Below are 13,491 nucleotides of genomic sequence, written 5' to 3'. Positions count from 1 at the left end.
CGTGGGGGACGAGGTCGAGCGGAAGCCGGGCGGGCCCGACGCGCCCGACGGCGGTGGCGATGCGAGCACGGATGCCGCGCCCGACGCGCCGCGCACCACCTCGCGTCGCGACTTCCTGAAGATCGGCGGGGCCGCGGCGGCCGGTGCCGTCGTGGGTGGCGGCATCGGCGCGGCCGTCGGGGCCGCGATCGGGCACCAGATGGGCTTCGACGAGGGCGTCGACGACTTCGTGCCCCTCACAGCCCGCCAGCAGGCGGGCTTCGACCACCTCGTCGTGCTCATGGGCGAGAACCGCTCGTTCGACAACCTGCTCGGCTACCTCTACTCCGAGTCCGACCTGCCCGACGGCGAGACGTTCGAGGGCCTCGCGTTCGGCGACTACGCCAACACGGCGCCCGACGGCACGGTCGTGGCGGCGCACGTCTACGAGGGTCCGACCGACGAGATCATGGGCCGCCCGAACCCCGATCCGGGCGAGGAGTTCCCGCACGTCAACACGCAGCTGTTCGGCACGGTCGACCCGGCGACGAACGCCGAGCTGTTCGTCGAGTCGATGCAGGCGCCGTACAACGCGCCGGGGCGCGAAGTCACCGCCGACATGTCGGGGTTCGTGCGCGACTACTGGATCAACTACATGCGGCTGAGGAAGGGCACGGCACCCGCGATCGACGAGGCGAGCCAGATCATGGGCTCCTTCTCGCCGCCCATGCTGCCGGTGCTGTCGACCCTCGCGAAGAACTTCGCCGTCTACGACAACTGGTACTGCGCCGTGCCCTCGCAGACGTTCTGCAACCGCTCGTTCTTCCACGCCTCGACCTCGCACGGCTTCGTCACGAACAAGGCGGGCGGTGGCTACGACAAGTGGCTCGACGCCCCCGAGGCGCCCACGATCTTCAACCGCCTCGAGGAGGCCGGCATCTCGTGGCGCATCTACTTCGACGAGCTGCAGCTCGTCTCGTTCACCGGCGTCCTCCACGCGCCCGTGCTCGAGCAGTACTGGCGCACCGAGCGGTTCGCCACCATGAGCCAGTTCTACGAGGACGTGAAGCTGGGGCGGCTGCCGGCGTACGCCTTCATCGAGCCGCGCATGACCTACAACCACAACGACTTCCACCCGCCGTTCGGCCGACTCCGTGAGAGCGACGTCGACGGCGTCGAGGTCATCGACTCCGCCGTGTCCGACGTGCGCGCGGGCGAGGCGCTCGTGCACGAGATCTACGAGGCGATCAAGCGCAGTGCCTCGCCCGACGGCTCGAACGCGCTCAACACGATGTTCCTCATCACGTTCGACGAGCACGGCGGCACGTACGACCACGTCCCGCCGCCATCGGCGACGCCGCCGCACGAGGAGTCCGAGGGCGAGATGGGCTTCCGCTTCGACCGGCTCGGATGCCGCGTTCCCGCGATCGCCGTCTCGGCCTACACGCGCGCCGGCACCGTCATCCACGACGAGATGCACCACGCGGCCGTCATCGCGACCCTCTCGCGGCTGCACGGACTGAAGCCGCTCACGCGGCGCGACGTCGGCGCGAACAACCTCTTCAACGCCGTCAACCTCCGCGAGCCGCGGGCGCCGATCTCGTGGCCCTCGACGTCGCCGCAGTACATCCCGCCGAATCCGCAGGCCGAGGCGCCGCACCCGGCGCACCAGCACAAGGACAAGCCGCTCAGTCCGCCCGCCCGCGGGCTGCTCGGCCTGCTCCTGGCGAAGTACGGCGCGCCCGACGCCGAGGAGCCGTCCACCTACGCCGACGCCTACGAGCTCCTGCACCGCTACGGCGAGGGCCTCTTCGGCGCTCCGCGCTGACGCGGCTGCGGGCGGAACGCCGGCCCGGGAGGAGACATCACATGGCGATCCGGTTCGAGAACACGCGATTCGACTCCGACCTCACGGAGTTCGACGAGCTCGCCAGGAAGATGGCCGCGAAGTTCGGCTACACGGCCGAGTTGGGTCTCGACGCCCGACTCGCCGAGCTCCTGCGCCTCCGGGTCGCGCAGTTGAACCCCTGCTCGTACTGCCTCGTCCTGCACACCGCGGCGGCCGGGCGCATCGGCATCGACACCGAGACGATCGCCCACCTGCCCAGCTGGCGGGAGAGCGCCGTGTTCACGGACGCCGAGAAGGCCGCGCTCGCGTACTGCGAGGGGCTCACGACCTACGATCTCGCGGGATTCCCCGAACTCCACGCGCAACTCGTCGCTCACTTCGATGCGACGTCCATCGCGGAGATCGCCGCCGTCGTCATCAACATGAACGTCTGGACGCGGCTCAAGCTCGCGGAGGGAGCCGTTCCCGTCCCGGTCGCGGGCGAGGAGACGAGCCCCGATAGAATCGGGTGATCCCCACCCCGACACGACGGAGCAGCATGTCCGAAATCAGTGCGGAGCAGGTCGCCCACCTCGCGAACCTCGCACGCATCGCGCTCACCGAGGAAGAGATCGAGCACCTCACGGCGGAGCTCGGCCAGATCATGCAGGCGGTCGAGAAGGTGAGCGAGGTGGCCACGCCCGACGTGCCGCCGACGAGCCACCCGATCCCGATGCAGAACGTCTTCCGCGACGACGTCGTGGGCGACACCGTGCTGACCGTCGAGCAGGCGCTCTCGGGTGCGCCAGAGGCGGCCGACTCGCGCTTCGTGGTGTCGGCGATCCTGGGGGAGGAGCAGTGAGCGACCTCATCCGGCTGTCCGCTGCCGAGCTCGGCGCGCGCCTCGCCGCCGGCGACGTCTCCTCCGTCGAGGCGACGCAGGCGCACCTCGACCGCATCGGCGCCGTCGACGGCGCCGTGCACGCGTTCCTCCACGTCGACACGCAGCGCGCGCTCGCGACCGCGGCCGACATCGATCGCCGCCGCGCGGCGGGCGAGCCGCTCGGCGAGCTCGCCGGCGTGCCGATCGCGGTGAAGGACGTGCTCGTCACCGAGGGCATGCCCTCGACCGCAGGCTCCCGCATCCTCGAGGGCTGGGTTCCGCCGTACGACGCCACGCCGGTCCGTAAGGTGCGCGAGGCCGGGCTCGTGCCGCTCGGCAAGACCAACATGGACGAGTTCGCGATGGGCTCGTCGACGGAGCACTCGGCCTACGGCCCGACCCACAACCCGTGGGACCTCGAGCGCATCCCCGGCGGCTCCGGCGGCGGCTCGGCCGCCGCGGTGGCGAGCTTCGAGGCCCCGCTCGCGCTCGGCAGCGACACGGGCGGCTCGATCCGCCAGCCCGCGCACGTCACGGGCACGGTCGGCGTGAAGCCGACGTACGGCGCGGTGAGCCGCTACGGCTCGATCGCGCTCGCGTCGTCGCTCGACCAGATCGGCCCGGTCACGCGCACGGTGCTCGACGCCGCGCTGCTGCACGACGTGATCGCGGGCCACGATCCGCACGACTCCACGTCCATCCCCACCGAGTGGCCGTCGATGGCCGAGGCCGTGCGGCGGGCGGATGTCTCGGGTCTGCGCATCGGCGTCGTGAAGGAGCTCGACTCCGACGGCTTCCAGGCCGGCGTGCGCCAGCGCTTCCACGAGGCGCTCGCGCTGCTCGAGCGCAACGGCGCCGAGATCGTCGAGGTCAGCGCCCCGAACTTCGAGTACTCCATCGCGGCGTACTACCTGATCCTCCCGGCGGAGGCATCCTCGAACCTCGCCAAGTTCGACTCCGTGCGGTTCGGACTTCGGGTCACCCCGAGCGGCGGCGGCACGGTCGAGCAGGTCATGGCCGCCACGCGCGAGGCGGGCTTCGGCCCCGAGGTGAAGCGCCGCATCATCCTCGGCACCTACGCCCTCTCGGCCGGCTACTACGACGCCTACTACGGCAGCGCCCAGAAGGTGCGCACGCTCGTGCAGCGCGACTTCGACGCCGCGTTCGCGAACGTCGACGTGCTCGCGACGCCAACGGCGCCGACCACGGCGTTCAAGCTCGGCGAGAAGCTCGACGACCCGCTCGCGATGTACCTCAACGACGTCGCGACCATCCCCGCCAACCTGGCCGGCGTCCCGGGCATCTCGATTCCGTCGGGCATCGCACCCGAGGACGGCCTGCCCGTCGGCATCCAGTTCCTCGCGCCCGCGCGCGAGGACGCGCGGCTCTACAACGTCGGCGGCGCGCTCGAGCAGCTGCTGCTGGCCGAATGGGGCGCCCCGATCCTCGACGGCGCACCCGACCTGTCCACCCATGAGATGCTCGCGAGCGAGGAGGGTGCCGTCTGATGGCCCGCGCCGACCTGATGGACTACGACAAGGCCCTCGAGCTGTTCGAGCCGGTGATCGGCCTCGAGGTGCACGTCGAGCTGAACACCACGACGAAGATGTTCTCCCCGGCGCCGAATCCGGCGAACTCGGCGTTCCACGGCGCCGAGCCGAACACGCTGGTCGCCCCGGTCGACCTCGGCCTCCCGGGCTCGCTGCCCGTCGTGAACGGCGAGGCCGTGCGCTCGTCGATCTCGTTGGGTCTTGCCCTCGGATGCTCGATCGCCGAGTCGAGCCGGTTCGCGCGCAAGAACTACTTCTACCCCGACCTGGCGAAGAACTACCAGATCTCGCAGTACGACGAGCCCATCGCCTACGAGGGCAGCGTCGAGGTCGAGCTCGAGGACGGCCGGGTCTTCCAGATCCCGATCGAGCGCGCGCACATGGAGGAGGACGCGGGCAAGCTCACGCACGTGGGCGGCGCCACCGGTCGCATCCACGGCGCGGAGTACTCGCTCGTCGACTACAACCGCGCGGGCGTGCCGCTCGTCGAGATCGTGACGAAGCCGATCTTCGGCGCCGAGGCCGATGCGCCCCAGCTCGCGAAGGCGTACGTCGCCACCATCCGCGACATCGCCATCGCGCTCGGCATCTCCGACGCGCGCATGGAGCGCGGCAACCTGCGCTGCGACGCCAACGTGTCGCTGCGTCCGCGCGGCGCCGAGCAGCTCGGCATCCGCACCGAGACGAAGAACGTGAACTCGTTCCGCTCCATCGAGCGCGCCGTGCGCTACGAGATCCAGCGGCAGGCCGCGATCCTCGCCAAGGGCGGCAGCATCACGCAGGAGACCCGGCACTGGCACGAGGACTCGGGCACCACGAGCCCCGGTCGTCCGAAGTCCGACGCCGACGACTACCGCTACTTCCCCGAGCCCGACCTGCTCCCGGTCGTGCCCTCGCGGGAACTCGTCGAGGAGCTGCGGGCCGCCCTGCCCGAGGCGCCGGCCGCGCGCCGTCGCCGCTTGAAGGCCGAGTGGGGCTTCACCGACCTCGAGTTCCAGGACGTCGTGAACGGCGGCCTGCTCGTCGAGGTCGCCGAGACCGTCGCCGCGGGCGCCACGCCCGCCGCCGCCCGCAAGTGGTGGACCGGCGAGCTCACCCGTCTCGCGAATGCCCAGGACACGGATGCCGCGTCGCTCGCGACGCCCGCGCAGGTCGCCGAGCTCGCCGCCCTCGTCGACGCCGGCACCCTCACCGACCGGCTCGCCCGCCAGGTGCTCGAGGGCGTCGCCGCGGGCGAGGGCTCGCCGCAGGAGATCGTCGACGCGCGCGGCCTCGCGGTCGTGTCCGACGACGGCGCGCTCGTGGCCGCCATCGACGAGGCGCTCGCCTCGCAGCCCGACGTCCTCGCGAAGATCCGCGACGGCAAGGTGCAGGCCGCCGGTGCGGTCATCGGCGCGGTCATGAAGGCCATGCACGGCAAGGCGGATGCCGCGCGCGTGCGCGAGCTCGTGCTCGAGCGCGCCTCGGCGACCGACGCGTAGCATCCGGCGACCACCGGGCCGTGCGCCTTGGCACGAGCGAGCGCGCGGCCCCGAACCATGCCTGGGTGCGAGCCTGCCCTCGGCGCGCCCGCGCCTAGGGCGTCACCGTGCTCGGATCGCGCTCGCGCGCCCGGGCGGGCAGCGGGTTGAGGAGCAGCACCGCGCCGGACAGCAGCAGCGCACTGCAGGCCGCGACCAGGAAGTCGAGCCCCCAGACGAGCACGGCGAACGGCGGAAGCACCATGCACGCCGACGCGAGCCCGGTCGCCCAGTCCGACGGTCGCTGCCTGGGCGCGGGCGCCGGCCGTTCGAGCCGTCCGAGCACCGCGGAGATCCCGGCCAGCACGACGACCATCATGACGAGCACCGCAGGCCGAGTCAGCCACCACGCGGGTGACCCGGCGGCGGGCGTGGGCAGCGGGGTGAGCAGCAGCAGCCCGATGACGAGCGCGAGCACGGGCACGTGCCAGAGGTAGACGGTCATGAGCCGATCACCGACCACCGAGACGACGCTCCGCACCCAGCGCACGGAGACGAGCTTCGTCAGCGCAGGATGCGCCAGCACGAGGAGACAGGTCTGCCCGACCGCCAACGCGACGATCGCGAACGTCGGCGGCCACAGGTTGTCGAGCATGTTGCCCGGGTAGCCGAGGCCGACCAGGCCGAACAGCACGAGGTACGCTCCGGCGCCGATCGCCGCGACCGTGGCCGGGGAGCGCCGCGCGAACCAGCCGTCCGCGATCCAGAAGCCCAGCTGCTGCGCGAACAGCCAGACGAACGTCATGTCGAGCAGCGCCAGCGCTTCGAAGCCCGTCGCGAACCGCAGGATGTCGCAGGCCATCGCCCCGGCCGCGAGCGTGGCGAGCGTCCACCACGGCGCCCGGGCGTGGAACGTTGCGAGGCCCGGCAGGTACGCCTGCGCGAAGGCGTAGGCGGCGAGGAACCACAGCGGCGCGGAGATGCCGAGCCCGATGAGGCGGATGGAGACGGGATCGACCCCCGTGAGGTGCATGACCAGGATCCCGACCGCGAGGGCGGCGAAGAGCACGATCGACGGGCGGGCGAGCCGGAGGATGCGGGACCGGATGTAGTCGGACGCCGTGCCGCCCGAGGCCTCGAGCCGCCGCCAGGCGCCGATCCCGGCGAACCCGCCCACGACGAAGAAGAGCGGCATGATCTGCGCGATCCACGTCAGCGGGCCGATCCACGGCGTCTCGAGGAGCGTGCGCTCGACGACGAGGCCCCGCCCCGGCACGATCGTGGCGCCGATCATGAGCAGGTGCCCGGCGACGACGAGCATCACGCAGACCACCCGCACCAGGTCCATCGCGGGGTCGCGGGCGGTTCCGCCGCGCGCGGAAGCTGCGGGATGCGTCACCCTCGACTCGGTCACGGTGCCTCCGACGTTGGCTGGCCTAGGAGAAGTGTCGCACGATCGCGGCCGTGCGAGTGCTCGGCGTCGAGTGCGATTCGCGCGGAGACGTCCGAGAGCAGGGCGCGCCGCCGCGGCATCCGTGGACTCACAGGCGACGTGATGCCGGCACCCGTAGATTGGTGCTCCCCTGAGACGATTGACGAGGACACCATGGGCTTCCTTGACCGACTGTTCGGCACCGACGACCGGGCGGAGCAGCCCGCCCGGCCCGTTCCGCCCGCACGCCAGCTCAGCGAGGACGAACTGGCCGTCGAGCGGTACCGCTACCTGCTGCGCACCGCCCCGCCCGAGTCGATCGAGGCCGTGCACGCCGAGGCGTTCGCGAAGCTGTCGCCCGAGCAGCGTCGACTGGTCTACCAGTCGCTGTCGAAGCAGGCGCCGGCGGGTGAGCGACTCGTCTCCGACGAGCCGTCCGCCCTCGCTCGCGCGGCGACACGGCAGGAGCTCCGCCAGCCCGGCAGCGTCGAGCGCGCGTTCGCGAACGCGGATTCCGCCGGCCGCCGCCAGGGCGTCGCGGGTCCCTCGATGGGCGGCATGTTCGCGAGCTCGCTGCTCGGCACCGTCGCCGGTGTGGTCGTCGGATCGGCGATCGCGCAGGCGTTCCTGCCCGACCCGTCGAGCCTCGAGGCCGGCGCCGACGGCTCGGGCGACACGAGCGGCGACTCCGGCGCCGACGCGTCGGCTGACGCCGGAGCCGACGCGTCAGGGGACGCCGGGGGCTACGACGCCGGGGGCTACGACGGCGGCGGTTTCGGCGGCGGCGACTTCGGCGGCGGCGACTTCGGCGGCGGCGACTTCGGGTTCTGAGTCGCCCCGATCCTCGGCCGGGTCGCGCATTCGCGGGCCCGGCCGATGACGGCGGCTGGCGCTAGGGTCGGGGCATGAGCAAGCAGGACGGCTCGTCGAGGCAGGTCACCACCGGCCCCGTCGACGATTCGGCGACCCCGATCCTGCACGTCGACATGGACGCGTTCTTCGTCTCGGTCGAGCTGCTCAAGCGCCCCGAGCTGCGCGGCAAGCCGGTGCTCGTCGGCGGCAGCGCCGGCCGGGGGGTCGTGTCCGCGGCGAGCTACGAGGCCCGTCGTTTCGGCGTGAACTCGGCGATGCCCATGTCGGTGGCGCTGCAGCGCTGCCCGAACGCGATCGTGCTGCGCGGCGACTACGCGAGCTACGCGACGTACTCCAAGCAGGTCATGGGCATCTTCGAGCAGCTCACGCCGCTCGTCGAGCCGCTCTCGATCGACGAGGCGTTCCTCGACGTGTCGGGTGCACGGCGCCTGCACGGCAGTCCCGCCGAGATCGCGTGGACGATCCGCGAGCGGGTGCGCGGCGAGACGGGGCTCACGTGCTCGATCGGCGTCGCGGCCACGAAGTACGTCGCCAAGGTCGCATCGAGCCGGGCCAAGCCCGACGGCATGCTCGTCGTTCCCGCGGCGCAGACCGTGGAGTTCCTGCATCCGCTCCCCGTCTCCGCGCTCTGGGGCGTCGGGCGGGTTACCGAGGAGTCGCTGCTGCGCTTGGGCCTGCGCACGGTGGGCGACGTCGCCGCCATGCCGCACGACGCCCTCGAACGGGCCGTCGGGCCGGCGCTCGCCGATCGCCTCGGGCGCCTCGCCAACGGCATCGACCCACGCGACGTGCACACCACGCGCACCGAGAAGAGCATCGGCCACGAGAACACCTTCGGACACGACCTCGTCGATCCCGTCGAGATCCGGCGCGAGCTGCTCCGGCTCTCGAACAACGTCGCGGTTCGCCTCCGCAAGGCCGGCCTCGTCGGCCGCACCGTCACGCTCAAGCTGCGCTACGGCGACTTCCGCACGGTCACGCGCTCGCGCACGCTCGCCGAGCCGACGGATGTCGCGCGCCGCATCTACGACGAGGCATCCGACGCCCTCGGCGAACTCATCGGCGACGGCGAGCGCGTACGGCTCATCGGCGTGCGGGCCGAGCACCTGAGGCCGAGCGGCAGCGGCGCGATGCTGTGGGACCCCGACGAGGAGTGGCGCGACGCCGAGCGCACGATCGACCAGGTCACCGCGAAGTTCGGCACGGGCGCCGTGCGGCCCGCCACGCTCGTCCGTCCGGGCGGCGAGCGACGACCCGAGCGACCGAGCCGGGGGCCCGACGACGACGATGCCGAGGCCGCAGCCGCGGGCTGGGGGTGGTAGGCCGCGGCATCCGCGAGTAGCGTGGCCCGCATGGCTGAGCTCGTACTGGATCTGGCGGGGACCGTCTCGAGCGTCGGGGTGAAGACCTCGTACGGCGACACGGTGGATGTCGAGGGCACCAAGATCATCCCGGTGGCGCTCGGCGCGTACGGCTTCGGTGGCGGCAGCGGCAGCGGCAGCGGCGGGGGCAACGTCGGCAGAGAGCTGCAGGGCGAGGGCGAGGGCAGCGGCGGTGGGGGCGGCGGCGTGTCCATTCCGCTCGGCGCATACGTCGGCAGCCGTGGCGAGGTGCGCTTCGAGCCGAACGTGATCGGCCTGCTGCTCGTGGCCACGCCGCTCGTCTGGGCGACGGGCCGTGCGCTCAAGATGATCATCCGCGCGCTGAAGCACTGACCGGCGCCAACGGTCCCGGCGGCGACGTCGGGACGCGTCGTCACGCGTATACTCGGTCTCGAACACGGGAGTCCGGTGAGCCGGGCTGAGAGGAAGGTTCTCAACCTTCGACCGTCGAACCTGATCTGGGTCATGCCAGCGCAGGGAGGGCAGCGCATCTCAATTCCCGTGCCTCTTTCCTCGAACCGAAAGGGCACGACAGTGCACGCAACCACCGCATCATCCGCTTCCACTGCGCGCTCCGGCGGGCGTCGACTCCGCTGGCGGGTCGTCGACATCGTCGTCGCGAGCGTCATCGGCGTCGCCGTCGGCGTCGTCTTCTGGGCCTGGGGCGTCGTCTGGGGACCGATCTCCGCGCCGATCGAGGCACTGCTGCCGGGGCTGCAGGCCGCACCGGCGGCCGTCTGGCTCATCGCCGGCGTGCTCGGCGCCCTGATCATCCGCAAGCCCGGCGCCGCGGTCTACACCGAGCTGGTGGCCGCCGTGGTCTCCGCGCTCATCGGCAGCCAGTGGGGCGGCCTCCTGACGATCGAGGCCGGGCTCGTCCAGGGCCTCGGCGCCGAGCTGGTCTTCGCGATCTTCCTGTACCGCAACTGGCGCCTGCCGGTCGCGCTCCTCGCCGGCGCGGGCGCCGGCCTCGCGATGGCGATCAACGACCTGATCCTCTGGTACGCCGGTGCCGCGCCGACGTTCGCGATCGTCTACACGATCTCGGCGGTCGTCGGCGGCGCGGTCATCGCGGGCGGGCTGTCGTGGCTCGCCGTGCGCGGGCTCGCCAGGGCGGGCGCGCTCGACCGGTTCGCCGCGGGACGCGAGCTCCGGACGGTCTGACGTGGCGACGCGCGATGCGTCGTCGTCGGGCGCGGCGTCGGTCGTCGCCCGCGGCTGGGGCTGGCGGCACGGCGGGCGGCGCCTGCCCGCCGTGCACGACCTCGACCTCGAGATCCGACCGGGCGAGCGGGTGCTGCTCCTCGGCGCCTCGGGGTCGGGCAAGTCCACCCTGCTGCACGGCATGGCGGGCGTGCTCGGCGGCGACGACGAGGGCGAGGTCCTCGGCGAGCTGCTCGTCGACGGGCGCCCGGCGGCGGCGTCGCGCGGCCGGTCGGGCCTCGTGCTGCAGGATCCCGACGCGCAGGTCGTCATGGCCCGGCTCGGCGACGACGTGGCGTTCGGCCTCGAGAACCTCGGCGTCGCCCGCGACGACATCTGGCCGCGCGTGCGGGCGGCGCTCGACGCGGTGGGACTCGACCTCCCGCTCGAGCACGCCACCGCGGACCTGTCGGGCGGCCAGCGCCAGCGGCTCGCCCTCGCAGGCGTGCTGGCCATGCGGCCGGGGCTGATCCTCCTCGACGAGCCCACCGCGAACCTCGATCCGTCGGGCGTGCGCGAGGTGCGCGACGCGGTCGCGCGCGTCGCCGAGGAGACGGGTGCGACGCTCGTCGTCATCGAGCATCGGGTGTCCACCTGGCTGCCGGCGGTCGACCGCATCGTCGTCCTCGGCGCGGGCGGAGGCCTGCTCGCCGACGGCGCGCCGGGGGAGGTGCTCGCCGAACGCGGGGCCGAGCTCCGGGCGGCCGGGGTGTGGCTTCCCGACGAGGTGCCGTGGCGCGCGCCGGCGCGCGACGCGTCGGCGCGGCATCCGCTGCTCGTGACCGAGGGGCTCGACGTCGCCCGCGTTCCGGGCTCGCCCGTGCTGCGCGGCGTCGACGCCACGGTCGATGCGGGCGGCATCCTCGCGGTGACGGGGCCGAACGGCGCCGGCAAGTCGACGCTCGCGCTCACGCTGGCCGGCCTGCTCCGCCCCGAGGGCGGACGTATCGAGCCGTCGGCGGAGCTCGCGGGCGGGCTCCGCGGCGAGCCGTGGCGCTGGCGTTCGCGCGACCTGCTCACGCGAATCGGCACCGTGTTCCAGAGCCCCGAGCACCAGTTCCTCACCGGATCGGTGCGCGCGGAGCTCGAGGTCGGGCCGCGGGCGCTGAAGCTGCCGGCCGACGAGCGCGAGCGCCGCGTCGACGAGCTGCTGGCCGTGCTGCGGCTCGAGCGGCTCGCCGAGGCGAACCCCTTCACGCTGTCGGGCGGCGAGAAGCGCCGCCTCTCGGTCGCGAGCGCGCTGGCCACGCGCCCGCGCATGCTCGTGCTCGACGAACCGACCTTCGGGCAGGACGCCACGACCTGGCGGGAGCTCGCTCGCCTCATCGTCGACCTCCGCGATCACGGCGTCGGGGTCGTCGCCGTCACCCACGACGACGTGTTCGTCGACGCGATCGCCGACCGCCGCCTCGAGCTCGGTGCGGTGCCGCTGCCGTCGGGTGGAGGCGTCCGATGAGCATCGCCGCGATCCGCCCCGGGCTGCCGCTCGCGACGATCAACCCCGTCGCGAAGATCGCCGCCACGGTGCCGCTCAGCATCGTGCTGGTGCTCACGCTCGACGCCGTGTCGGCGGCCGTCGCGATCGCGTGCGAGCTCGTGCTGTTCACCGCGATCGGGCTCGGTCATCTGCTGTGGTCTCGTCGCACGCTGCCGGTCTGGATCGCCGCGCCGCTCACGGGCATCAGCATGGTGCTCTACGGTGCGCCGTCGGGCGCCGTGCTGTGGGACTTCGGCGTGATCCACGTCACCGAGGGATCCGTGCAGATCGGCATCGCGACCACCCTGCGCGTCATCGCGATCGCGCTGCCGGCCGTCGTCATCTTCCTCACGATCGACCCCACCGACCTCGCCGACGGGCTGGCGCAGACGCTCCGGCTGCCCGCCCGGTTCGTGCTCGGCGCCCTCGCGGCGCTGCGGCTCGTCGGCTCGTCGATCGACGACTGGCGCACGCTCAGCCTCGCCCGGCGCGCGCGGGGGATCGCCGACCACGGTGTCATCCGACGCGGGCTCGGCCAGGCGTTCGCGCTGCTCGTCCTCGCGATCCGGCGTGGCAGCACGCTCGCCACCGCCATGGAGTCGCGCGGGTTCGGGGCGCCCGGCGAGCGGACGTGGGCGCGAGTCGCGCACTTCGGCGGGCGCGAGTGGGTCGTCATCGCGGTCGGATGCCTCGTCGCGGCGCTCTCGGCGGCGGTCGCGGTCGTGACGGGGAGCTGGAATGTCATCTGGGCCTGAGGCCGCGCCGCGGGAGACGGGCGGAGGAGCCGTCGGCGCGCACGACGGCGAGCCCGCCTCCTCGGCGGTCGCGGCTGTGCTCACAGCGGCCCGCGGCATCCGCTCGCCCGTCGTGCTCATCGACGGACCGAGCGGCGCGGGCAAGTCCACGCTGGCTGATGCCGTGATCGAACGCTGGCCCGGTCCGCCGCCCACCCTCGTGCGGCTCGACGACGTGTACCGGGGGTGGACGGGGCTCGAGCGCGCCGGCTCCGACCTCGCGCGGACGCTCCTGCCGCCCACCCGGCGCGGCGCCGTCGGCAGCTGGCGCCGCTGGGACTGGGCCCGTGACGCACCGGGCGTGCTCGAGCGCGTGCGGCCCGGCCGGAACGGGCTCGTCGTCGAGGGGTGCGGCGCCTTCACCGCCGGTGCGCCCGCCGACGACGCCGTGCACGTGTGGGTCGACGCCTCGGAGTCGACGCGCAAGCGACGGGCGCTCCGACGCGACCGGGGCGCCTACGACCCGTACTGGGAGCTCTGGGAACGGCAGTGGCGACGGCACGTGCGGCGCACGTCGCCCGAGCGTCGAGCCACGGTGCGCCTCCGCGCGGCGCCCGACGGGCGGACCGAGCCCGGGACCGCGGCGGGCGCGGTGGCTGTGCACGCCGGAGCGTGAGGGATAACGTAGTG

Annotated in this window: 13 protein-coding genes and 1 riboswitch; of the genes, 12 read left to right on the top strand and 1 reads right to left on the bottom strand. The window is 72.8% G+C overall.

The features are described 5' to 3' along the window. Position 1: 1 nt before the first annotated feature. The 5 genes from ACWEOH_RS16835 to gatB are packed head-to-tail and all read left to right on the top strand — an operon-like array spanning position 2 to position 5,721. Positions 2-1,807 (top strand): alkaline phosphatase family protein, encoded by a 1,806-nt coding sequence (locus ACWEOH_RS16835; protein WP_452032899.1) that lies wholly within the window; start codon positions 2-4, stop codon positions 1,805-1,807. A 41-nt stretch (positions 1,808-1,848) separates the two neighbouring features. Continuing rightward, positions 1,849-2,340 (top strand): carboxymuconolactone decarboxylase family protein, encoded by a 492-nt coding sequence (locus ACWEOH_RS16830; protein WP_452032897.1) that lies wholly within the window; start codon positions 1,849-1,851, stop codon positions 2,338-2,340. Between the two features lie 26 nt (positions 2,341-2,366). Beyond that, on the top strand, positions 2,367-2,669 hold the full coding sequence (gene gatC, locus ACWEOH_RS16825) for an Asp-tRNA(Asn)/Glu-tRNA(Gln) amidotransferase subunit GatC (RefSeq protein WP_452032895.1): 303 nt from the start codon (positions 2,367-2,369) through the stop codon (positions 2,667-2,669). Further along, entirely contained in the window at positions 2,666-4,198 is a 1,533-nt protein-coding gene (gatA, locus tag ACWEOH_RS16820) for an Asp-tRNA(Asn)/Glu-tRNA(Gln) amidotransferase subunit GatA (RefSeq protein WP_452032893.1), read from the top strand. Before gatC ends, gatA begins: the two co-directional genes overlap by 4 nt. Further along, positions 4,198-5,721: an Asp-tRNA(Asn)/Glu-tRNA(Gln) amidotransferase subunit GatB gene (gene gatB / locus ACWEOH_RS16815; RefSeq protein WP_148734779.1), complete on the top strand. Its 1,524-nt coding sequence runs from the start codon at positions 4,198-4,200 to the stop codon at positions 5,719-5,721. Before gatA ends, gatB begins: the two co-directional genes overlap by 1 nt. Positions 5,722-5,815: 94 nt before the next feature. Here gatB and ACWEOH_RS16810 read toward each other — a convergent pair whose 3' ends face one another. Next, a complete protein-coding gene (locus ACWEOH_RS16810) occupies positions 5,816-7,114 on the bottom strand; it encodes an acyltransferase family protein (RefSeq protein ID WP_452032891.1) in 1,299 nt (432 codons plus the stop codon). Between the two features lie 192 nt (positions 7,115-7,306). On the opposite strand from ACWEOH_RS16810, the gene ACWEOH_RS16805 reads away from it, so the two are divergent. The 7 genes from ACWEOH_RS16805 (at position 7,307) to ACWEOH_RS16775 (ending at position 13,477) form a co-directional block, all read left to right on the top strand. Further along, the gene (locus ACWEOH_RS16805; protein WP_452032890.1) at positions 7,307-7,963 is read left to right on the top strand and encodes a hypothetical protein; all 657 of its coding nucleotides are present in this window, start codon (positions 7,307-7,309) and stop codon (positions 7,961-7,963) included. 74 nt (positions 7,964-8,037) lie between these two features. Then, on the top strand, positions 8,038-9,327 hold the full coding sequence (locus ACWEOH_RS16800) for a DNA polymerase IV (protein WP_452032888.1): 1,290 nt from the start codon (positions 8,038-8,040) through the stop codon (positions 9,325-9,327). A gap of 30 nt (positions 9,328-9,357) precedes the next feature. Then, on the top strand, positions 9,358-9,720 hold the full coding sequence (locus ACWEOH_RS16795) for a hypothetical protein (protein WP_148734783.1): 363 nt from the start codon (positions 9,358-9,360) through the stop codon (positions 9,718-9,720). A gap of 54 nt (positions 9,721-9,774) precedes the next feature. After that, positions 9,775-9,884, top strand: a riboswitch (TPP riboswitch). A 37-nt stretch (positions 9,885-9,921) separates the two neighbouring features. Continuing rightward, complete coding sequence (locus ACWEOH_RS16790) at positions 9,922-10,551, top strand: ECF transporter S component (protein WP_452032885.1); 630 nt, start codon at positions 9,922-9,924, stop codon at positions 10,549-10,551. A 1-nt stretch (position 10,552) separates the two neighbouring features. Then, on the top strand, positions 10,553-12,046 hold the full coding sequence (locus ACWEOH_RS16785) for an ABC transporter ATP-binding protein (RefSeq protein WP_452032883.1): 1,494 nt from the start codon (positions 10,553-10,555) through the stop codon (positions 12,044-12,046). Then, positions 12,043-12,822 carry an energy-coupling factor transporter transmembrane component T family protein gene (locus tag ACWEOH_RS16780; RefSeq protein ID WP_452032881.1) on the top strand — a complete coding sequence of 260 codons (780 nt, stop codon included), beginning with the start codon at positions 12,043-12,045 and terminating at the stop codon, positions 12,820-12,822. The genes ACWEOH_RS16785 and ACWEOH_RS16780 overlap by 4 nt, the downstream gene beginning before the upstream one ends. After that, entirely contained in the window at positions 12,806-13,477 is a 672-nt protein-coding gene (locus ACWEOH_RS16775) for an ATP-binding protein (RefSeq protein ID WP_452032880.1), read from the top strand. The genes ACWEOH_RS16780 and ACWEOH_RS16775 overlap by 17 nt, the downstream gene beginning before the upstream one ends. Positions 13,478-13,491 lie beyond the last annotated feature (14 nt).

It is taken from the genome of Agromyces sp. NPDC004153 (assembly GCF_053603635.1).
This window is presented reverse-complemented; position numbering and strand designations above follow the sequence as displayed.